Genomic DNA, 19,369 nt, shown 5'->3' with positions numbered 1-19,369 from the left:
GAAGGCTCAAGGGAAAGCGAAAATACAGCCACACCGCATGCGCGATGATCGCCGGAGGGAACCGATGGCGCTTGTAGCTGATGGTCGGCAGGGTCATGCACGCCCACCTACACGGCTTGCCGCCATGCCGGAGTTAACGTGACAACGCCCACATTCGGTGTGGCTATCGGATCGAGGTCGTGTGCCACCTGCCGACTCCCGCAATCCTGTTGCTCGATCCCCATCCAGCCCGGCATCCTGACATCGTGAGCGGCCCCGCCAGTACCGTTCGAGCTTTGTCGAGTGGTGCCGACGTGCCGCATGCAGAGTATCTCGACGGCTTCGGGAATCGCTGCCGTCGTCTCATCATCCCGCCTGGCGGGGCCGCCTTTGGGAACGACCTGATTCTGGTGGACTCTGGCGAGGTCGACTTTGTCGATCGCGACGCTCCCGAGATCTTCCCGGGAGATCTCCCCTCCGAAGTGTACGAATACATGCTGCCAAGCCGCTATTGCGAGGTCGACGAATTGTCGCCGATGGCCTGGCAGCTATTCGGAAATGTCGCCCGGGGTTGGAATCGCGTTCAGCAGATTTGCGACTATGTAAACGCTCAGATTCGCTTCGATTATCAACTCGCCAGGAATACGCGGACGGCATCCCAAGCGCTGGCGGAAGGGGTGGGCGTCTGCCGCGATTTCACACATTTGGCGGTTGCGCTTTGTCGCTGCCTGAACATTCCTGCCCGCTACTGTAATGGGTTTCTTGGCGACATAGGGGTCCCGAGTGATCCAGCGCCGATGGACTACAATGCCTGGTCCGAGGCGCTTCTCGGAGGCCGATGGTTCACGTTCGACGCCCGCCACAACAGGCCGCGCATCGGTCGAATCCTGGTTGCCAGGGGCCGGGACGCCGCTGACGTCCCCCTGATCCACACCTTTGGCCCGCACATTCTCCAGCGCTTCGAGATCATTACGGACGAAGTTACAGGCTAGCCTTCATTGGCTAAGGAAGACGGGTGCCTTTGGCGGATTTCCGCCCATTTCCGACCGTGTTTCGGACGAGCAGACCCTAGTCCTCTCCGACATTTCCCAGACCGGGTATAGGGCCGCCCAGAACGCAGATATTCAGGACCGCGATATAGTCGCGATCTCGGGCCATGGGCCAGGTCGGCCAGTTCGCGCTCCCGCAGGCGATTGAGCCGCCGTTGTCCCGGGAGTATATTCAGAGCATGTCCGACGAATTCCCTGACATTCTCCGCTCGCCGCTCTGCCAAACCGCCAGGCGCGATGGGGTGGTGGTGCAGGTCGAGATCTACCGTCTCGCGGACAGCGAGGGCTGGACGCTTGAGCTCATCGATGAAGATGGGGGATCGATAGTTTGGGAAGAGACGTTTGCCACCGACGGCGCGGCATTGGCTGAGTTCAATGAAGCGCTTGAGGAAATAGGGCTCTCGAAGTTGATTCAGCCGGATGCAGGCGAACAATCTACGCTGCAGTGACCGATCATCGCGCAACGCCGGGATGCATTATAATGGGTGAGATCGTTCTTGGGCAGGTTCGCGGCCAATGAACACCCACCGACAATCCGAAATTTGGGTGACGATGACGATCATGGCAACACCGTCCTCACATTCCAGCTTGAATGTTTGCTGAAAGACCGAGGTTCCAACTTCGGGTTGCTCGCTGAACAATCGGCCGGCTCGCCCGCACTGCCCGGTTTGCACATACTGGTAGTTCACGCTCCGGCGCAAACCATCCTGGTCGACCAACACACCTTTCCCGGTGAACATAGCTCATAACCGCGAAATGGGTTTGTAAACGCCGCGATGAAGACAGCCGCTGAGTAGGCGCGCGATCGAGGAAGAACTCAACCAATCTGCCTTTGTAGTCATGCCCGCAAGCTCTTCCTGTGCGACTTTGGGACCGCTTCCAATCGTATCCTTGCGGCTCCCAAGGGGAGGACACGATAGCGTCTCGGGCCCGCTCATAGCGCTGCTCTCGCCAAAGCATCTCAGCTCCTTCGACGGGGCTCGACCTTCGAGATCGATGAACGCTCTCCGGTATCCCACCGCACCTTGTCTTGATCCGCCAAGGTGTATTGGCCGACCGCCGAGACAGCGCCTCTCGCCATCGGGTCGACGACGCCGGCCGAGCCCCGTCAGAGCCAGGTGTTGGCGCTCCTCTCTTTAATTCGTGGAACCTACGAAAACGCCTTAGCGTTTCTTCGTCGCGGTCGTCCGTGCCTCAAGCAACGGGAGCAGCGATCATGAACGCCTTGCGTTTCTCCATAGCCTGCTTTGTCTCTCTTCAGGCCGGTCTCGCACTGGCGGGCCCTTGCACTGGGGAGGTCGAAGCCCTCACCAAGACGATGGCTGCAACGGATGCCGGTTCGGGACCCACGTCCGGCGGTATGGCCTCGGCCCAGCCTGGCGCCGGGGCGGCGCAACATCCGCCGGCCGAAATCATGAAACGCGAAGCTCAAGGGAAGGCGACGTCGCCTGAAGACGTCCGCCGCCAGACTGAAGGTCAACCGACCGCCGCCGAGGCAGGAAAGGATGCTCGCCCGTCTGGAGCGAACAAGGCCGAAGCTTCGGCAGCGCTCGAACGGGCGAGGGGCCTCGATCGCTCCGGTCGCGAAAGTGAATGCATTGAGGCGGTTCGGCAGGCAAAGGCTCTGCTTGTGCCTTAGTGAACAGGAGGTTTGGCAAGCTGCTAGAGGCTTTCGCGCCCTCCTGGAGGCGGTCAATTCCGCTGCGCGCCTTACTCCACTGCTTTCAATCGCGCTGTTGGCATCCCTAAGGGGGCGCCGGCGACGATCTTCTCGAAACGACGGACCGCCAGCAGCGCCAGATCGGCCGAAGGGTCGGCCAGCCATAGCTCAGCGATGATACACGCAAGGCGATCGCGATGGCGCGAAGCGCTCGATGTGTCGACCCGAGTCTGGATCTGGCTCCAAGCCTCATCGAACGCCTCGGCCATCCGGGCGATCTCCTCCGGCGTCGCGACCATCGTCCGAAACGGCATCGCCATCCCCCGACGCGATCCGGGCGGATGATACCAGATTGACGAGAACGGGTCGATATTCCGGCCGGTGGGATGGCCGTATGCGATCGCCGGAAAGCCCGCCGAGTGCTGCTCAGCGGGCCATCCCGGATCCCGAACGTCAGGCCGCCTTGGCGACCGCCGCGGAGTTTGCCGGGCCGCTGAGTTGCGTCAGCAACTTGTCCGTCTTGGTCTCTTCGGCGAGGGTTGCGTCGAGTAGGGGCACCACCTCCTTGTGCCCGAGCTGTTGCGCCCACGATTTGAGCGTGCCGTAACGCGTCATCTCGTAGTGCTCGACCGCCTGGGCCGAGGCGACGAGACCGGCGTCGAGAGCAGCGCTGTCGGCATAGTCCTCCATGACGGCCTTGCCTTCATCCAAGATGCCGAGGATCGCGTCACAGGTCTTTCCGCGGGGCGCCTTGCCGATCGCCTCGAAAACCTCGCTGAGGCGCTCGACGTGACCCTCGGTCTCCGTACGATGTGTTTCGAAGGCCTTTTTGAGCTCGGGCGACCTCGCGGCCTTCGCCATCTTGGGGAGCGCCTTCAAGATCTGTTTCTCGGCGTAGTAGACGTCCTTGAGCATGTCGTGGAACAGCTCGTCGAGGGCTTTGGGTTCAGAGGTCGCCATGGTGGTTCTCCCAGGTCGGTGAATGATGTCCAACGAGGATCGGCGCGGCCTGTTCCATGTCCGCTTCGTGGTTTTGAATCGAGCCTGAGATGAGGGGCTTCGTTGCCCTCGGCATTTTGGCAGCGCCGCCAGTAGGGTTGACCAGCGGAGCGCCAACGCCGATCTGCCATGGCTCCAGTGACAAATCCGGTCCTGTGAGGCGCTCACAGAGATTGCCGGTCAGATCCGCGAAGACACAGCGCATTGAAGATAGTTTTAGCGCCGCCAGGTCGGGGGCTCGACGCTGGGCTGTTGACCGCGAATGGAGGGGTAGCATGGCCGAGTGCTCGAGCGTCTTCAGATGTCAAAATGAAGGGCTGAACCCTGGGCCCCGCCGCTCCTGGGAGGACGGCGAGGCCCTCCGGCCGTGCCGGCGTCGAAAGGGGGGATTTGCGGCGCCACCACGCGTAGCCAACCCGTAGCGAAGCGTCGGGTTCCGCAGCGTGTCAGGGAATTTTCGCGGCCAATTCCGAATTGGAACATTCACGTATCGTCATTGTTCCTCATCCGGATAAATCGCGGCGTTGGCGCTCGATCCTCATCGGCCGTGGCATTGTGTCTATGAACTTCGTCCAGGGAGACACCACAATGGGGAAGTTTTTCATCCTGATCGCGATTGCGACCTCACTCGGCGCTTGCACGCAGCGCGAGCAGAATACCGGCACGGGCGCCCTGCTTGGAGCTGGTACAGGCGCGGTCGTCGGTGGTTTGGCCACCGGTCGCGCCGGCGGCGCGCTGGCTGGGGCGGCAATCGGGGGCGCCGGCGGGGCGATCATTGGCTCCGCGACGACGCCGGACCGGGTTTGCTACGGCCGTGACGAGTGGGGACGTAGCGTCCGCTTCGCCTGCTGATCGGCCGCTTGAGTACTTTCAGGCCTATGCAGCGCTCAGGCGGGTCGCGCCCGACCAGGGATAGCGGGCATGATCGACCAAGTCTCCGACGAACAGAGGCGAAGGGGCGGTCACGATGCGCAGGCGCGGTCTGCTATGAGTCGGGCTGCTTTCGCGGACGGCCGGGCTTTGCGCGAGGCGGCTTCGCCAAAGGAACGGAGGCTGAAGCCGGTTTGGCCTTACGGCCCAGGCCTGCTGCCCTTGCGAGAGCGGCCCGCGCCTCTGAATAGTTCGGTGCAACCATCGGATAGTCCGAAGGAAGGCCCCATTTTACGCGATATTGCTCTGGGGTCAGATTATAGGCCGAGCCCAGATGACGTCGGAGGGATTTGAAAGCCTTGCCGTCTTCCAGACAGATGATGGCGTCCGGCGTTACCGACCTCTTGATGGGAACGGCTGGTACTAGCACGGCTGGTGCGGGTGATGTTTCAGATATGGCGCCGAGCCGCGCAAACGCGGAACTCGTGTTCGCGATCAAGCCAACGAGTTCGCTCCGGGGAACGTTGTTGTGCGCGACATAGGCTGAAACAACCATCGCCGTCAGTTCGATCAGGTTGTCATCTTCTTTCGACATAAAAATTCCTGAGTAGAAATCCGCGCTTAAGCATCATCTAATCTGTGGTATGCGTCACTTGCAATAGTGCGGGCAATGCGGGCGCCTCGCTCGGCACGGTGGCAGGCGGATAGATTCGACCGTCGAATGCTCCCGCGCTCCGAGGCTTACGATGATGTCGATGCCGGCCCGAAGTCGCTGCGAGGTCAGGGAGCCTGGAAGAAACTCACAATCCACGCGGTGGTATTGCCGCCGAATGACCGCAACTCCGCGACGGCGGCATCCTGATCTCCTGGCACACGTCGGCACGGTCCAGCCTTCACGCCACCGTGCCGCCACCGTTCGCGCCGTAGATGCCGCCTGTCGTAAAGCTCGCATCATTTGCCGCGAGCTGGACGTAGATCGAGGCGAGTTCGGCGGGCTGGCCTGGGCGCCCCAAGGCGCTCATGCCGCCGAATTTTTGAAGCTTTTCCTCCGTGGCCCCACCGCTGACCTGCAGCGGCGTCCAGATCGGGCCCGGCGCCACGCCGTTGACGCGGATCCCTTTCGGGCCGAGCTGCTTGGCAAGCGACATTACGTAGGACGTCGTGGCTGCTTTGGTCTGGGCGTAGTCGTAGAGATCGGCAGACGGGTTGGTCGCCTGCTCGGATGTCGTGCCAATGATGCACGAGCCAGGCTTGAGGTGGGGCAATGCCGCCTTGATGATCCAGAACGGCGCATAGATGTTCGTCTTCATCGTTGCATCGAAATCGTCGTTCGAGATGTCGAGCACCGAGGCCCTTGTTTGCTGACGAGCTGCATTGCTGACGACGATATCGAGGCCGCCAAGCGCAGCGACTGCGTCGCCAACCAGCTTGGCGCAGAATTCCGCACTACGGAGATCTCCCGGAAGGGCGATCGCCATTCGGCCTTCCGCTTTGATCAACTCGATCACCTCGCGCGCGTCAGGCTCCTCGTCGGGGTGATAGTTGATTGCGACATCCGCGCCTTCGCGAGCGTATGCGATGGCAGCAGCCCGCCCCATGCCGGAATCGCCGCCGGTGATCAGCGCCTTTCTGCCAATGAGGCGGCCGGAGCCCTTGTAGCTCTTCTCGCCGTGATCGGGCCGCGGGTTCATTTTTCTCGCCAATCCCGGCCAGGGCTGAGACTGCTTCGCGAAGGGCGGCTTGGGATATTTGGTCGTCGGATCGGTCATCGGTTGCACCGTCGGGCCCGGCCCGGATTGCGCCAAGGCACCGCTACCGGCCGCAGCGGCAGCGAGGCCGGTTCCCGCCGCGCTGACAACGTTCCGCCGAGTGAAAAGGATGGTGTCATCTGTCATTGGTCTGCTCCTGTCGAAAGGAGGGTCGACAACCGGTATCCGCCGCAGCGTTCCCTACGAGGCGGCTCGCGAGCAAATTAAGAGGGCGGAGAGAGGGAGCCAGCTCTCACCAGCGGCTCGAAGAGATCCTCGAAATTGCAACCGAGCCTGCGCGCTAGTGATCGGATAGACTGAGGTTGGAAGGCCAGGACCGCTTTCCGAAAATTTGCTTGGCCCGCGAGATCGCGCATGCTTCGACGTACAAACGTCGCGCCGATGAGGTGTTGGTCAGGCCCGTCTTCGACAGCCATTTCAATAGCGGATCTCGTCGCACGGTAACGAGCTGAATCGGAAGGCCGGCACTCAGCAATCGGGAGTACAACCGCGGCGGCCCGAACGTGCCACTCCGAATAGGTGAATGGGAGCTCGGCGCGATCATCGGCGAGAGCGCGAAGCTCTTGGAAATTGTTGCGATAATACCAGGGGATGGCCAACATGTAGGTTTCGGAGGGCGTATCCATCGCTGCCCCTCCAGCGAGGCCGATGTTCGGATTGATCAGGATGGAACCCTTGGACGCGCTTCGAGTTCCATGCGCCGGCGCCAACGGTGCGTCAGCCCGATCTTGGTTTCCGCCAGCCAGCAAGGCGATTGAGCGAGATCGAGCGGGCCGCGATGTCCTCCTTGAGCACCTCGGTGTTGATCGCGAAGGCCGCTGCGGCACCCTCTTCAGTTGCGACGATGGCGAGTTGGACGTGGCGGGCGACGTCAGCTGACAAAAACTCCGGGAACTCCAACGGCTCCTGCCGGGAACGGTTCCCCCATCACGTGGCGCTGGGCTCAGGCCGGGAACGCCGCCACGACCGAAACCTCAATTACACCAACGCTCTCACCCGTTACTTCGGGCCAATCCCGAGCTATAATCGTCTCCGCATCGTCCAGTCACCGGCGGGAGAATGTAAGTGAAATGCGCGCGGTTGGCTTTAGGCGAGGCAGCGCTGCGGGGGGACCATATCGCGTCCAGGGGAGTTCAGGCTGAGGAGAAACGACGTGCCCCTGACAATCGCTCCACGTGATCCAATTGGACAGCCAAATCACATCGGCACTCTTGCCGCATTGGAGGCCACGGTGATGATCCTGCTCGGTCACGTCGCGGCGCTCGGCACCGATAGCCCTGAAGAGGCCAACGGCAACCTTGCGGTAATCCGGGGCCATTGCCAGCAGGTCAGGGAAACCTTGCTATCGATGGTTGCGCATTCTGGCAGCTTCGATCCCGACGAATTTGATGACGCCTTCACGAGGGAACTTGATCGCATCTTCGAGGCTCTTAGCTTCACCGTGAACAAGCCGCAGTAGGTCGAGCAATGCCTATGCTGCGTATCGGGATCCCGGCCGCGGCAAGGGGTACGTCTCCCGGGAGCGGACGGCGCAAAGCCATCATCTGAATCTCCTGGGAGTGAGGGCGGGAGCGGCTAGGTGTTCAGTCCCGGCATTTGATGGATTGGATCGAGCCTGAATCGTTCTGGCTCTGAAGTCCAGCATTTGCAGATGAACTCGTAGGGTGTGAGCGCCCTAAGGGTCTTCAGCCGGCGGCCGAAATTGTAGGCGGCAACGAAGTCTGTGAGGTGCGCCTCGAACTGGCGATGATCGTCATAGTGGAAGCGCTTGACGGTCGCTTCCTTGATGGTGCGGTTCATCCGCTCGACCTGCCCGTTGGTCCAGGGATGCCTCACCTTGGTGAGGCGATGCTCGATGCCATTCTCGTGGCACCGCATGTCGAACATGTGGGTGATGTAACGAGCTGTCGGCCCGTCGGCGTAACGAGGCGGGAAGGTGAACTGGATTCCGTTTCCGTGAGCACGGTGTGGACCCGGTACGGTACTGCGTCGATCAGAGCCACCAGGGAAGGCGGAAGCCGAGGTCCGGCCGGTCTTTCTGATCACGCTCCCATGGTGAACCTGGCCCATCGCGCCTCCTTCCACTCACGCGAAAAGACTGCACCATCAACGCCCGGGATCAAACACCTAGGCCGCCATCTTTCGACAGCGTTCTGCGCAACGGCGACAAGCTTGGACGCAGTCGTCCATATTCCCGATCCGCTTGCATTCGGCGGCGCAGTTTTCGCAGATGTCGGCGCAATCCGTGCAAAGGCGTTTATGATGTGGCGAGCCGATGATCATGATCTGGGCGCTGGCGCGACAGGTCTCGGCGCAGGTGAGCATGAGTTGGATATGTTCCGGCGCGGCGTGCGCCCCACCGAGCCTCAGGCAATGGTTTGTGATCATGCCCAAACAGGTTTGGTAGCAGCGCAGACACTCGTCGATGCAGGCCTGCATTTCTGGGGCGAACCGATCCATGGCCTTTCTCCTCGCGCTCGCAGTGGCGCAGAGGCCGCTGCGCGATGAAAAGACGCGTGCAGGGGGCGAGGGTTCCTGGCGCTTGCAATCCAACAATCTCCCGCTCGCCTCCCGCGGGGAAGAGGTCCACGTCGGTCCCGCTCGAGAAGAATGCGATTCCTGATCTTGCGGGTGGTCGCGTTGAGCGCCCGAACCGCGGGCGCGTCGAAAAATGCCCCCTCACGCGCAATGACACCGGATCTGCACGGTATCGTCCCGAGCTGGCCTTGCTATCGACAAGGAGGTTGCGCCTGCTGCTCGGTCTTCTTCGTCAAGTCCGGTCAGGGGCGCTGGCGGGAAGCGATTTGAACGATACCCGGGAGACATCGATGATTTCTGGATCAGGTGTTCTGGTCACGAAGGACGGCGGCCATCGTCCCGTGACCTATGAGTATGTGAGAACGGTCGGGGGGATCGCCGGTCAGCTTGCGTACGCCGGGGCTCAACTTGATCCCGGCCTCTTTGCCGACGAGATGCAGCTGGAGTGTCATGATGGCGCGCTAATGGATGTCGCGCTTTCACTGACCAGTGATAACCAAATCGGATTTGTCGGCCTTCGAGCGGAGCGGGCCGCTTCTGCGCAGCCATGAACGCGATCGTTGAGTCTGAATGCCCCCCAAGCTCGGCCACGGAGCCGCTCCTCAGCTCTCGTCAGTCGGGCGATCCGCGCGGGTCGCGGTAATCACTTGCATGATACTGACGACGATACGGTGAGCGCGGTCGAACTCCTCCAGCGAGGCCGCCGGACTATCGGGTCGGCCAAGCGCCGTGCTGGCCTCGACAGCGGCATGGGTGAGTTCTGCGTAGAGCGCTCGCAAGGTTTCCAGCCTCGTCACCGACGGTTGGCGTTCCCTGCAATCAACCCGCGAGCCCTGCGGTTTCTGCTGACTGGCTTGGAGCCCGACGACATTCGGCGGTCGCTGTACATCACTCTCGTCGTCACTGAAACTCGGCTATCGCCATTCCCATGATGGCGACCGGAGCTGTCGACGCTTGAGCGGAGCTTTTGCGGGTTCATGGCTGGCCTCGTTTCCGTGGGTTGGATGGAATGCAGAAGCACCCAGGAACTCCGTCCGCGTTTCGCGCGAACCCCGAAAGCCAGCTGAGCGGTGATGGATGGAGCCTGACGTGGGAGCACTGCCATGACAGCGGCGCCGGGTGCTGCTGTAGCTGACTAGCGGCCGTGCGGGTTTCCCAGTCGATGTGCCGCGACATTGGATAGACCCTGTCCTCAGCGCAACTGCGAGTTTGACCTGAATGGGCTACGCCCGAAGGGGGGCTTATTCATCCTACGAATGAACGAGGTCGGCCGGCTGCAGAACCCGAGGTGGGGAATTTCGCTGGCGACCGGCTCCGGATGCAACTCGCCGATCTCGCCGTCGTCGCGCGGTGCCGTGAAGATGAGCCAGGTCCGGTCGTAGATCGTGACGGAAATCGGCAGAGCAAGTCCCCCTTCGCAGAACAGTTCTATGTCTGCCGACATCGCATCAGGATCAATTCGAGCGATGTTCCCGACGAACGATCCTTCCCAGAGTTCGCTTCGTCGCCCTAGGGCTAATTGGTAGAGCCCAGGGATCGTCCATATCTGGCGCCGTACAAGCCGACCCGAAGACATTGCCAGTCCCCTTGATAGGATCCTGTCGGATGCGCAGATCGGGCGAAATCACGCACCACTCCCGGAGTTCGCAACGGGCTTCCTCGGAATTTGTTCCTCAGCGGTTCACGCCACCTCGTGCAAGTTGCAGGATTTTGTCGACGCCTCGCGCGCGTCAGAATACGAGCAGATAGGTGCGGCTCGTAGGGGAAACGTTGGGTGCCGAGAGACACGTGATGGATTAGGTCTGGTCTTCGCGCTGCTCGGTGGATTCTGCCTGAGCCAGCGGACTGATCGCCGGGCCATTCAGAACGCTTCCGTCCGGCGCGAAATGAGAGCCGTGACACGGACAATCCCAGCATTGCTCGAAGGAGTTCCAATGCAGGTGACAGCCGAGATGGGAGCAGGCCGCCGAGCGCTCGTGAAGAGTGCCGTCCTCGGCTCGATAAGCCGCGATCTTGTTGCGGCCATCGCGAATGATGGCACCTTGCCCGGGCGCAAGTTCCGCGGCCGAGGCCAGCTCGCCGGGCGCGAGATACTCCGCGAAATTCTTCACGGCTGAGATCATCCCGCTGACGAAGTTCGCAGTTGCCTTCGGCGGCTTGCGGCCGGGATCGTAGACGGCGGCATATTCGTTGGCCTGCCCCTCGATCAGATCGGGAATGATCAGACTGGCGACGACACCGTGCGTCATGCCTTGCCCTGAATCGCCCGTGACGACGAAAACCCGTTTGCTATCTCCTTCGCGGCCGATGAAGCCGCGAATCCAGCGTGTCCATGACCTGGCCGGACCAACGGTACCGGTCTGGACCGATCTTCGGGATGAGCGTCTTGATCCATGAGGTGAGCGCACTGAAACGGGCAGGTGCGTCGTCGGCTTCGCCCGTTTTGTGATCCGCCCCACCGACGATAAGGATGTCCTTGCCGTCCTCTCCCCGGGTGAGGCGCACGTAGTGGTATGGATCCTCGGTATCCCAATACAAGGCGTCGTCGAGCCTGCCGCGGTCAAGTTCGAAGCCCATCGCGTAGGTCCGATACGGAGCCTGTTTGGTGTGCAGGGAAACGAGGTCATGGATAGGCGAGTTGGTTGCGACCACAGCGTAGTCGGCGATTACGGTATGCCCCGACGCGAGCTTCAGTTCGACGCCGCCGTCCCCCTCCACAACCTCGACGACGGGCGTTTCCGCGTGCAGGTGACAGCCCTTTTCGGTCAGCGCCTTTGCCACTCCTCGGAGGTATTTCAACGGATGGAAGGTCGCCTGATCGGGATATCGGAGATAGGGGCGGTCTTCCAGCGTACGCAGGGGGAGGCCCGTTCCGCGCGCAACGCTGACGCCGATCTCCTTCGCGGCCGAAACCTCCTCATGCAAGACGCTTACGTCGCTCTTCGGATCGAGGAACAGAATTCCATCAAGTCGACGGAATTCGCAGTCGATCCCGAGCTCCCGCTGGATATTCTCGATCCTGTCGACCGCTGCGCTTTGGCTGGCTTGAAAACCCGTTGCCAGCTCCGCTCCCCGCATGGAAAGCAGTTCCGACAGCGAGTCGTCGCAGATGGGAGCGAGGTGGCCCGTCGTTCGCGCGGTCATGCCGCCGGCGATCTCTGCGCGATCGAGCACGATGACCGACCGACCTCGCAGGGTCAGCTCATAGGCGATCGACAAGCCGGCAATGCCCGCGCCGATGACGGCAATCTCCGTCCTCGCATCCGCGATCAGGGGTTGGGCGTCCGACGCGACCTGTACGTCCATCCAGACTGATCGGCTCTGTTCGCGCGTCGCGTTCATGGCGCATTCTCCGGGAGAATGTGCGTCAAACGCTTTCGAAGCGCATTGGTTCGAAAGCTCCTGAATGGCGGCGCGCCGAGTCGAACTGGAGCCTGACTCGATGCTTTGAAGCGGACGGAGATTGCCGTGATCGGACGGGTGGTGCCTTCAGCCGACGCCCCCGCCTGATGCATCAGAACGAGGCGACGATGCCCGCTGCCTCGCCCTGGCGAGTACCCACGGCCACAGATGCCAGAGGCCCAAGAGGACCGAGCCTGACAGGATGGCCAAGATCGTCGCCAGCGATCGGTTCGCCGCGATCTTGAACACGACGACGTACATCTCGGCCGCCAGGCCAAGCGCAAGGCAGAAGGTCGCGACGAGAAGCATCCGGCCCGCCAGGACTTGAAACCGGGGATTGTCACCGCCCGCATAGACCAGGCGGTGGAATGCGGCCGGCGCAATCAGGACGATGGTGGAAAGCGCGACAAATGCCAGCGCGGCGCCATGGATCAGCTTCACTTGGACGGGAAGGCACCTGAACCCCTCGGTCAGCACGATCGACAGTTGAAAACCAAGGAGCGCCTGAGCGCCCGGCAGGACCACCCTCGCGTCCGTTAAGACATAGTCGATCTTCGCGGCAAGGGGCGTCTTTTCGTTTGAAGTTGGCACATCCGTTTCCCGCTGATACGCGGCTGGCGCCCCCCACAAGCCAATCGCAAATCCGAAACCGGCGAGTCCCGCTGCGGTTCCGATCGACCAACCGGCGATAAGAGCGCCTGCGATCGCCAGATCAACGGCTAGCGCAACCGCGAACAGCGCAAGTGTCGGGGTCATGATCGAGGTGATGAAGCGATTGATCGCGATCGAGGCTGCGCCGTGCTCGACGATGCGATGCCGCGCGCTCGGCGTGATGAGTAGGCCAACGACCAGGACGATCAATGCGACGACGATCAGCTCGAGAGTCTGTTCCAGCCGGGAGAGCGCGGCGAAGGCGTCTTGGAAGGGCGCATGGAATTGAAACCCAAGCAGAATCTGGGCTCCCAGCATCAGCATCCTGGACTCGTCCAGGGCCGTCTTGGTCTGGTTCGCCAGGGACACGGCTTTCAGATCCGACGCTGGTGTTCGTCGGCGGCGATCAGGTGCTCGAGTTCGGCGCCGAGCGCGAGGCCTGCGGCGACGTCGCTTGGCCAATGGGCTAACACCAGAATTCGCGTGATCCCTAGTGTCGTCGCGAGTAGCCAAATGATCGTCGCCTGTCGCGGGAACGCTCGCGTCGCCATCGCGGCAATCCCGCCCAGGTGCACGGCATGGCCACTCGGAAAGGCGTCGAATGCCTTGCCCGACCGGGTGAACCCCCTTAGTCGAGCGGCGGGTTCCGCTCGGTCGGGACGTTCCTGGACGGTAATCGCCTTCAGCAGATGAGGGGCAACCGCGGTCGCCACCATGACCCGCAAGGCATGGGCCGCGAGGTGTCGGTGGCGCGGGGCCAGGCGGGTGACCAGCCAGAAGCCTGCGCTCAGGCTGAGCGTGAAGCGCTCATCCGCGAGCCAGGTCAGAACACCGGACCCTCTGCGCACCGAGGCGGGAATGGCGCGGGCAACGCTTCGGGCGACCCATTGGTCAAATGGAAAGATCGGAACGCGTAGGAGTTTCATCGTCGGTGCCTTCTGATGGCACCTTGCCAACGCTGCCGGTCGAGCTTTGTTCGCATGCTACGTGGAGTGTAATGCTCTGACGATCGCTCGAAACCGGGAAACGTTACCGCGCTGCGCAACGGCTTCAGGCCTGCCGGGCGCTGGGCCAGGGACTGGCCGAAGATAAAGTGAAGGAACGCTAGGGCAGCCGCCTGCCGCGCACGAAAAGCCCCGCCAACTGGGAGCTGACGGGGCGGTCCTCAGCGACGTGTCCCTCCCTTGCTTTGGCTACTTATTGGATTGCTTGTGCGCTTCGGACGTGTGTTTGTGAGCAGCTTCGCTGTGCTCAACGGCGGCGGCGGCGTGCTGTTTGCCCCCGGTATGGTTGCCCTGATTATGCTCATGCGCCGCCTGGAGATGATGATGGGCAGCGGCTGAGTGATGCGCGGAGGCGGTCATATGATGCTCGGAAGAAGGATGCTTAGCCATAGCCAGTTTCCTTTCGGAGTAGGCCGCTTCGGTTTGGCAACGCGAATGCGGCGGGGCTAAACTGATTCAAGCCGGCATTGTTGCGATCGAGAGAGCCCTTCAAAGGGGAGGGCCTGCCGGCCAGTCCCGGCGAGTGTTCACTCACCTCTGAAAGCACGTTGCTCAATGTCATCGGCCCGGTCGACGATGACCCGTCCGGCCGCCGCCAGCCGCACGGACAAGCGATGAGAGTGCGTCTCGATAAGGGCATCAATGGGGCATTCCGGGCGACGCGACTCGTCGCGTCCCGGACATTCCGCGGGACGCCGCGACCGAGATTATGTTGCGTGCGCAACTCTACCGAGCAGTATTTGCCTTGCACTCGCGTCGCACCGTATTCACCCGTTTCATACCCGCCGGACGGACGAGGATCCTGGGCGCGATGTAAGGCCGACCTGACCCCTGACCGCCTCGGAGCGGATGCCGGGAGGCTCGTCCCTGACCTGGAACGGTTCGTGCCGCCCGCGTAGGGCGCGATCGGCGGCTTCCGGCTCGTTCCCGTAGCGGACGCAATCTGCAGTTCATCGGAAAGAACCATGAGGCGTTGATGGAGTTGTATCTGACGCACTTCAGCGAGCAGGTCGAAGGAACCGGCGTCGAGGAAGTTCCGAGTCAGTGGCGATAGCCACGGTTCACCAGAAGCAGGCCGGCCATGGCAACGATTTCGACGAGAGCTATTCACTTCGAGGAGCGCGCGGGGATACCCAACAATCCACGCTTGCCCGTCATTGTGTACGAAGCCGCTTTTCCCGGCGATCTGGGGGAGCTGGGGACCGTCATGGAGAAGCGCTTCGGCGCAAACGGGTGGCCAGCGCAGTGGCGAAACGGGATCTATGGCTTTCACCATTATCACACGCTCGGGCACGAAGTTCTCGGCATTGCGGCTGGGTCGGCGGAACTGGTGCTGGGCGGTCCCAATGGCAGGATTCTGGGTGTCCGCGCGGGCGATGTGCTGTTGCTTCCGGCCGGGACCGGGCATTGCCGGGTCAATGCTTCAAGCAACCTTCTCGTGATTGGCGCGTACCCTCCTGGTCAAACCGGAGACATCGCTCGCGGCGAACCGAACCCGCTGATCCGGAAGACTATTGCGCTGCTTTTCCCGCGATCGATCCCGTTTATGGGCAGGATGGACCCTTGAGCCAGCACTGGTCCGACACCGTCTGAGGCTTCATCGGCGCACCGTAGTCGACCGGCTTCGGCCGAGCGGTGGCGGCGTCTCATTGGAAGCCCGACGGGCGCGTCTTTCCGGCCCAACCCATCACGGCCGCGCCTGTGCCAGATGATCAGGCAGATCGCCCTGGTTCACGAAGCGCGCCTGCGGATGACTGGCGGGGTGCGTTGATCGCCGACTCCATCTGAGCGGAGAACTTCTCGGCTTCGATTTTCCAATGAAACGCCGCGGCGGCAAGTCACAGACGGCTGCGCTCAGCGCGCCCTGCTGCCGCGCCGCAAGGCCGGCGGGTTAGGCCAGCCGCGAAGCCAAATGGTTCGATCTCATTGATGCATCAACGAAGAGCCTCGAGGGGCGAGAGATCGCTGCGAATCTGACGTCAAGCGGAACAGAAACGGCATCCAGCTCGTTCGAAATTTATCCGCGGCCAAGTCCGCAAATTTCGAGGTGTACGCACATGAAAAAGCTTTTGCTCGCGTCGTTCATCGCGATAGCGAGTTCTGTTGGTGCGTTGGCTCAGACCGCCACCACTTCGCCAATGCCGTCGCCGAAGGGCGACGCAGACAAGAATGCTCCGCTTCCCGGTGCGAATAGCTTCACCGAAAGCCAAGCCAAGAGCCGCCTGGAGGCCAACGGCTATTCGCAGATCGGCCCGCTCACGAAAGACGCGGACGGCGTCTGGAAAGGCAGCGCCACCCACGGCGGCGCCACCGTGAATGTGACCGTCGACTACCGCGGCAACATCACACGCAAGTAACCGGGAGGAAGCCATGACCCAGACACTCACTCGTTCGTACGACAGCTATGAAACGGCTCGCTCGGTGGTCGAGGCGTTGGAGGCTGCAGGCGTGAGCACTGCCGACATCAGCGTAGTCGGTCGACGTGCCGGAGCGGATGACAGCAACGCCGGAGAGGGGGCGGGAATCGGTGCGGCTCTCGGGGGCGCAGCCGGTCTGCTCGCGGGCATCGGATTGATCGCCATTCCCGGAATCGGCCCCGTGGTTGCGGCGGGCTGGCTCGCATCGACGGCCGCGGGTGCCGCGGCCGGAGGGATCGCCGGTGGCGTTGTCGGGGCACTGACGAGGGCGGGGCACAGTGAGGAGGATGCCAACTACTACGCCGAAACGATTCGCCGGGGCGGCTCGGTGGTTTCTGTTCGTGTATCCGATGAGCAGGTTCCAGCGGTCGAGGCCATCCTCGACGGTGCAACACCGATCGACCGGGACGCTCGTCTGGCGGAATACCGCGCTACGGGTTGGAGCCGTTTCGACGAAACCGCGGCTCCCTACCGGTCCACCGTAGTTTGAAAGAAGTTTGCCGGCCCCAAGGGGCCGGCCACTTAGGTGCCACAGCGCCTTGAGCGGGTCGGTGCCGACGACATCGTCTCGGAAGGCCTCAGGGACAAGCCGCTCGGCGTACCCGACGGGAGCGCCGCCGAGGTTCCGATTGGCGCTGGCGATGAAACTGCAAGCGCGTCGGATCGCGACAGCCTCAGGGTTGAAGAGCCGAACCCGGAGCATGGACTTGATCCTCGCCTATAAGGCGAATCCTCCACTGTTCAGACAAGGCTTCGCGCTCGAGACGTGGCCTCACATCGCGCGGAGGTTCTCGGCCGATGTCTTCCCCGAGCGCTTGTCGGGGACAAGTTCATAGGACACCTTCTGACCCTCCTGAAGATCACGCAGGCCCGCCCGCTCAACCGCACTGATATGCACGAAGACATCCTGGCCGCTGTCGTCAGGCGTAATGAAGCCAAAACCTTTGGTTGAATTGAACCACTTTACCGTTCCTGTTGCCATGATACGCCCTTTCCATCGAGAGACGGTCAGCATGGCATGGCGGTCAAATTGCTCAAGTCGAAGTTTTCGCTTCATCTCGCGCGTCAACGAGACGGCATTTCAGGCTTGAATAGCTCAGCCGTACGTGGTGTCGGACCGAGGCAACCGCTCAATCACTGTGCGACGTTTGGAGGACCAAGGGCTTACTTCCCGAAAGCCGTGCCACCGGGCCCCGGGGACAAATCGGGCCCCAACGTAAGGCTTATGGCGGCCGTTTCAGCCCCGCTTATATGCCTCCAGCATCGCAGGGCAAGGCTGCGCCGGTAGCGCAGGGCTGTGGTAGTATAGGCCGCTGCGACATATCCTGAATTGCCAACTGAAACGGAACAAAAGCGGAGCGAGTTTCGTTCCTTTGATCGGATTTGTTCGATCCCAACAGGAGGAATTCCCATGCTCAAATCCACTCTGGCGCTCGCTTCGCTCGGCTTCGTGCTCGCGCTGTCTGCGGCCCATGCCCAGACCCCGAGTTGCAGCCAGGCCGAGCTCACGAAGATGGAAACTGACGCCGGCAAGATGACGGACGCGACAAAGAGGGCCGCGACCATGAAAGAAGTGAGCATGGCGAAGGAAATGATGGCCAAGAACGATACCAAGGCCTGCATGACCCACATGAACAACGCCATGAAGATGATGCCCAAGAGCTGAAACGCCGCCCAACCCAAATGAATCTTGGCGCCAGGAAATTCATCTCCGCCAATCAGCGGGTGACTGATAGGGACGGCGCCGCCACGGCGCGGCGCATTAAGACGAGCGAACTTGCCCGCGGAAGACCGGCGGGTTGCGGCTTAGGTCCGTTTGCCTCAACCATATGGTGACCAATGGCACGTTTGGCATCGAAAAGGACGACATCGTCCGCGGTAAAACCAAGGTACTGTTATGTCATTTGCGAATGTACATGAGAGACTGCCGCTCATGGCCGACCGGCGGTCTTCCTTGGCTGGCGTGGAAGCCGAAGAAATTTCGCGTGTCGCAGATCGGTGGGCAGCTGTCATCATCGACGCAAGGCGATTGATCTGCGATTGTCTGGCTTCATCACTTTTCTCCAGAGACGCGATTACGACGTCGAGACTTTTTCGTCGTGGGCGCAATGGCGCCGCGAACGGCCAAGTCCGCGGCGAGCGGGAACGGTCGTCCTGCGCTATCTCAGCGGTCCGCGCTGCCGCAAGGAGATTGAGCGGGAGGTCGCGGATCTCGCCGGCGACGGCGACGTCGCGCTGGTCCTCCTCTCGGATACCGAGGACGTCGACGAGATTCTGGAGGCCATCGCCGGCGGCGCGAAAGGCTATATTCCGACAACGCTCAGCCTCGACGTGGCACGCGGCGCGATCGATTTAGTGCGTTCTGGCGGCGTGTTTATCCCATCGGGGAGTCTGCTGTCGCCCTACGCGGGCAAGCCGGGAGATGCCATCGGACCACGGCAAATGTTCACACCCCGGCAGGCGGCGGTGTTGGAGGCCGTCCGGCATGGCAAAGCGAACAAAGTCATCGCTTATGAGCTCGACCTGAAGGAAAGCACCGTCAAGGCTCATATCCGGAATGTCATGCGCAAGCTCGGTGCGCATAACCGGACAGAGCTCGCAGTCCGGAGCAGCTACTTACCAGGCGCAAGCGGGTAAGAGGAATTGAACCGCTTGGTTTTGGGAAGGCACAGCTTCTGAGAAAGTTGACCTATGGGGTGCACGCCGACCGTCGTCCTTTAAGGTTCGCAGAGCATGGCGTGGATCGGAGAGCTGCGGGCCAGCCCTGTCTCCCGTCCGAGAAGGCCGAGGGGCCGGGGCCCATCAATCACCCCGGCATTCCTCGATGTCAGAATCCGGGCCGCCGGAATCCTGCTCGCGGCGCTGAGTGAGCTGATTGTGGTCCTCCGTGTGAGGCAAGATCGAACTTGGAGGAGTCCGATGGGTGCAACCCCCATGCGAGCCTGTCTCTTCGGGACGGCTTTAACCGCCTTGCTGTGCGCGGCCGACGCGCAGGCCCAGTCGGCGCCATCACCCTCGCTGCCCGGGCCTG

At 61.9% G+C, this 19,369-nt stretch carries 20 protein-coding genes and 3 pseudogenes; 10 read left to right on the top strand and 13 right to left on the bottom strand.

The features are described 5' to 3' along the window. Positions 1-97 (bottom strand): annotated as a pseudogene (locus AB4099_RS32605) (IS6 family transposase); the annotation flags it as partial. A gap of 82 nt (positions 98-179) precedes the next feature. Between AB4099_RS32605 and AB4099_RS32600 the strand changes: the two are divergent. After that, positions 180-971, top strand: coding sequence for a transglutaminase-like domain-containing protein (locus AB4099_RS32600; RefSeq protein ID WP_441481116.1), 792 nt, complete (start codon positions 180-182; stop codon positions 969-971). Between the two features lie 164 nt (positions 972-1,135). Beyond that, complete coding sequence (locus AB4099_RS32595) at positions 1,136-1,477, top strand: hypothetical protein (protein ID WP_441481115.1); 342 nt, start codon at positions 1,136-1,138, stop codon at positions 1,475-1,477. 1,261 nt (positions 1,478-2,738) lie between these two features. Here AB4099_RS32595 and AB4099_RS32590 read toward each other — a convergent pair. Both AB4099_RS32590 and AB4099_RS32585 read right to left on the bottom strand, forming a co-directional pair. Beyond that, entirely contained in the window at positions 2,739-3,008 is a 270-nt protein-coding gene (locus AB4099_RS32590) for a hypothetical protein (RefSeq protein ID WP_441481114.1), read from the bottom strand. A gap of 133 nt (positions 3,009-3,141) precedes the next feature. Then, a complete protein-coding gene (locus AB4099_RS32585) occupies positions 3,142-3,648 on the bottom strand; it encodes a YciE/YciF ferroxidase family protein (protein WP_441481113.1) in 507 nt (168 codons plus the stop codon). Positions 3,649-4,275: 627 nt separating this feature from the next. Between AB4099_RS32585 and AB4099_RS32580 the strand changes: the two genes are divergently transcribed. Beyond that, on the top strand, positions 4,276-4,539 hold the full coding sequence (locus tag AB4099_RS32580) for a glycine zipper domain-containing protein (protein ID WP_441481112.1): 264 nt from the start codon (positions 4,276-4,278) through the stop codon (positions 4,537-4,539). A gap of 133 nt (positions 4,540-4,672) precedes the next feature. Here AB4099_RS32580 and AB4099_RS32575 read toward each other — a convergent pair whose 3' ends face one another. The 3 genes from AB4099_RS32575 to AB4099_RS32565 all read right to left on the bottom strand — a co-directional run bounded on the left by AB4099_RS32575 (position 4,673) and on the right by AB4099_RS32565 (position 7,208). Next, the gene (locus tag AB4099_RS32575) at positions 4,673-5,152 is read right to left on the bottom strand and encodes a Ros/MucR family transcriptional regulator (RefSeq protein WP_441481111.1); all 480 of its coding nucleotides are present in this window, start codon (positions 5,150-5,152) and stop codon (positions 4,673-4,675) included. Between the two features lie 298 nt (positions 5,153-5,450). After that, positions 5,451-6,326, bottom strand: coding sequence for an SDR family oxidoreductase (locus AB4099_RS32570; RefSeq protein ID WP_441481119.1), 876 nt, complete (start codon positions 6,324-6,326; stop codon positions 5,451-5,453). Between the two features lie 717 nt (positions 6,327-7,043). Further along, positions 7,044-7,208, bottom strand: a complete 165-nt coding sequence (locus tag AB4099_RS32565) for a hypothetical protein (RefSeq protein WP_441481110.1) — start codon at positions 7,206-7,208, stop codon at positions 7,044-7,046. A 271-nt stretch (positions 7,209-7,479) separates the two neighbouring features. Here AB4099_RS32565 and AB4099_RS32560 point away from each other — a divergent pair, with 271 nt between their 5' ends. Next, positions 7,480-7,785: a hypothetical protein gene (locus AB4099_RS32560; RefSeq protein ID WP_441481109.1), complete on the top strand. Its 306-nt coding sequence runs from the start codon at positions 7,480-7,482 to the stop codon at positions 7,783-7,785. A gap of 116 nt (positions 7,786-7,901) precedes the next feature. On the opposite strand, the pseudogene AB4099_RS32555 reads toward AB4099_RS32560, so the two are convergent. Continuing rightward, a pseudogene (locus AB4099_RS32555) lies at positions 7,902-8,323 on the bottom strand (integrase core domain-containing protein); the annotation flags it as partial. A gap of 130 nt (positions 8,324-8,453) precedes the next feature. Next, positions 8,454-8,786: a four-helix bundle copper-binding protein gene (locus AB4099_RS32550; protein ID WP_441481108.1), complete on the bottom strand. Its 333-nt coding sequence runs from the start codon at positions 8,784-8,786 to the stop codon at positions 8,454-8,456. Between the two features lie 284 nt (positions 8,787-9,070). Between AB4099_RS32550 and AB4099_RS32545 the strand changes: the two genes are divergently transcribed. After that, positions 9,071-9,415, top strand: coding sequence for a hypothetical protein (locus AB4099_RS32545; protein ID WP_441481107.1), 345 nt, complete (start codon positions 9,071-9,073; stop codon positions 9,413-9,415). Positions 9,416-9,466: 51 nt separating this feature from the next. Here the strand turns inward: AB4099_RS32545 and AB4099_RS32540 are convergent, their stop codons facing one another. The 4 genes and pseudogenes from AB4099_RS32540 to AB4099_RS32525 form a co-directional block, all read right to left on the bottom strand. Beyond that, on the bottom strand, positions 9,467-9,661 hold the full coding sequence (locus AB4099_RS32540) for a hypothetical protein (protein ID WP_441481106.1): 195 nt from the start codon (positions 9,659-9,661) through the stop codon (positions 9,467-9,469). A gap of 999 nt (positions 9,662-10,660) precedes the next feature. Beyond that, a pseudogene (locus AB4099_RS32535) lies at positions 10,661-12,206 on the bottom strand (FAD-dependent oxidoreductase). Positions 12,207-12,353: 147 nt separating this feature from the next. Then, entirely contained in the window at positions 12,354-13,379 is a 1,026-nt protein-coding gene (locus AB4099_RS32530) for a DUF6328 family protein (protein WP_441481105.1), read from the bottom strand. Then, positions 13,292-13,843 (bottom strand): phosphatase PAP2 family protein, encoded by a 552-nt coding sequence (locus tag AB4099_RS32525; protein WP_441481104.1) that lies wholly within the window; start codon positions 13,841-13,843, stop codon positions 13,292-13,294. The genes AB4099_RS32530 and AB4099_RS32525 overlap by 88 nt, the downstream gene beginning before the upstream one ends. A 1,159-nt stretch (positions 13,844-15,002) precedes the next feature. Between AB4099_RS32525 and AB4099_RS32520 the strand changes: the two genes are divergently transcribed. The 3 genes from AB4099_RS32520 to AB4099_RS32510 all read left to right on the top strand — a co-directional run bounded on the left by AB4099_RS32520 (position 15,003) and on the right by AB4099_RS32510 (position 16,828). After that, positions 15,003-15,488 (top strand): cupin, encoded by a 486-nt coding sequence (locus tag AB4099_RS32520; RefSeq protein ID WP_441481103.1) that lies wholly within the window; start codon positions 15,003-15,005, stop codon positions 15,486-15,488. Positions 15,489-15,978: 490 nt separating this feature from the next. Continuing rightward, entirely contained in the window at positions 15,979-16,278 is a 300-nt protein-coding gene (locus AB4099_RS32515) for a PepSY domain-containing protein (protein WP_441481102.1), read from the top strand. A 13-nt stretch (positions 16,279-16,291) separates the two neighbouring features. Next, entirely contained in the window at positions 16,292-16,828 is a 537-nt protein-coding gene (locus AB4099_RS32510) for a hypothetical protein (RefSeq protein WP_441481101.1), read from the top strand. Between the two features lie 282 nt (positions 16,829-17,110). On the opposite strand, the gene AB4099_RS32505 is transcribed toward AB4099_RS32510, so the two are convergent. Next, positions 17,111-17,320 carry a cold-shock protein gene (locus AB4099_RS32505; RefSeq protein ID WP_441481118.1) on the bottom strand — a complete coding sequence of 70 codons (210 nt, stop codon included), beginning with the start codon at positions 17,318-17,320 and terminating at the stop codon, positions 17,111-17,113. A gap of 429 nt (positions 17,321-17,749) precedes the next feature. On the opposite strand from AB4099_RS32505, the gene AB4099_RS32500 reads away from it, so the two are divergent. Together AB4099_RS32500 and AB4099_RS32495 are read left to right on the top strand one after the other, a co-directional pair. Further along, positions 17,750-18,004, top strand: a complete 255-nt coding sequence (locus AB4099_RS32500) for a hypothetical protein (RefSeq protein WP_441481100.1) — start codon at positions 17,750-17,752, stop codon at positions 18,002-18,004. Between the two features lie 374 nt (positions 18,005-18,378). Continuing rightward, positions 18,379-18,975: a helix-turn-helix transcriptional regulator gene (locus AB4099_RS32495; protein WP_441481099.1), complete on the top strand. Its 597-nt coding sequence runs from the start codon at positions 18,379-18,381 to the stop codon at positions 18,973-18,975. Positions 18,976-19,369 lie beyond the last annotated feature (394 nt).

This window comes from Allobosea sp. 2KB_26, assembly GCF_052115715.1.
Classification (GTDB): domain Bacteria; phylum Pseudomonadota; class Alphaproteobacteria; order Rhizobiales; family Beijerinckiaceae; genus Allobosea.
Note: the sequence above shows the minus strand (reverse complement) of the source record. Positions and strands in the feature narration are given on the sequence as shown.

Coding starts and splice junctions, on each gene's coding strand:
- AB4099_RS32595 (WP_441481115.1), top strand. CDS start 1,136: ATGGGCCAGGTCGGCCAGTTCGCGCTCCCGCAGGCGATTGAGCCGCCG.
- AB4099_RS32590 (WP_441481114.1), bottom strand. CDS start 3,008: ATGGCGATGCCGTTTCGGACGATGGTCGCGACGCCGGAGGAGATCGCC.
- AB4099_RS32585 (WP_441481113.1), bottom strand. CDS start 3,648: ATGGCGACCTCTGAACCCAAAGCCCTCGACGAGCTGTTCCACGACATG.
- AB4099_RS32580 (WP_441481112.1), top strand. CDS start 4,276: ATGGGGAAGTTTTTCATCCTGATCGCGATTGCGACCTCACTCGGCGCT.
- AB4099_RS32575 (WP_441481111.1), bottom strand. CDS start 5,152: ATGTCGAAAGAAGATGACAACCTGATCGAACTGACGGCGATGGTTGTT.
- AB4099_RS32570 (WP_441481119.1), bottom strand. CDS start 6,326: ATGACCGATCCGACGACCAAATATCCCAAGCCGCCCTTCGCGAAGCAG.
- AB4099_RS32550 (WP_441481108.1), bottom strand. CDS start 8,786: ATGGATCGGTTCGCCCCAGAAATGCAGGCCTGCATCGACGAGTGTCTG.
- AB4099_RS32525 (WP_441481104.1), bottom strand. CDS start 13,843: ATGAAACTCCTACGCGTTCCGATCTTTCCATTTGACCAATGGGTCGCC.
- AB4099_RS32520 (WP_441481103.1), top strand. CDS start 15,003: ATGGCAACGATTTCGACGAGAGCTATTCACTTCGAGGAGCGCGCGGGG.
- AB4099_RS32515 (WP_441481102.1), top strand. CDS start 15,979: ATGAAAAAGCTTTTGCTCGCGTCGTTCATCGCGATAGCGAGTTCTGTT.
- AB4099_RS32510 (WP_441481101.1), top strand. CDS start 16,292: ATGACCCAGACACTCACTCGTTCGTACGACAGCTATGAAACGGCTCGC.
- AB4099_RS32505 (WP_441481118.1), bottom strand. CDS start 17,320: ATGGCAACAGGAACGGTAAAGTGGTTCAATTCAACCAAAGGTTTTGGC.
- AB4099_RS32500 (WP_441481100.1), top strand. CDS start 17,750: ATGCTCAAATCCACTCTGGCGCTCGCTTCGCTCGGCTTCGTGCTCGCG.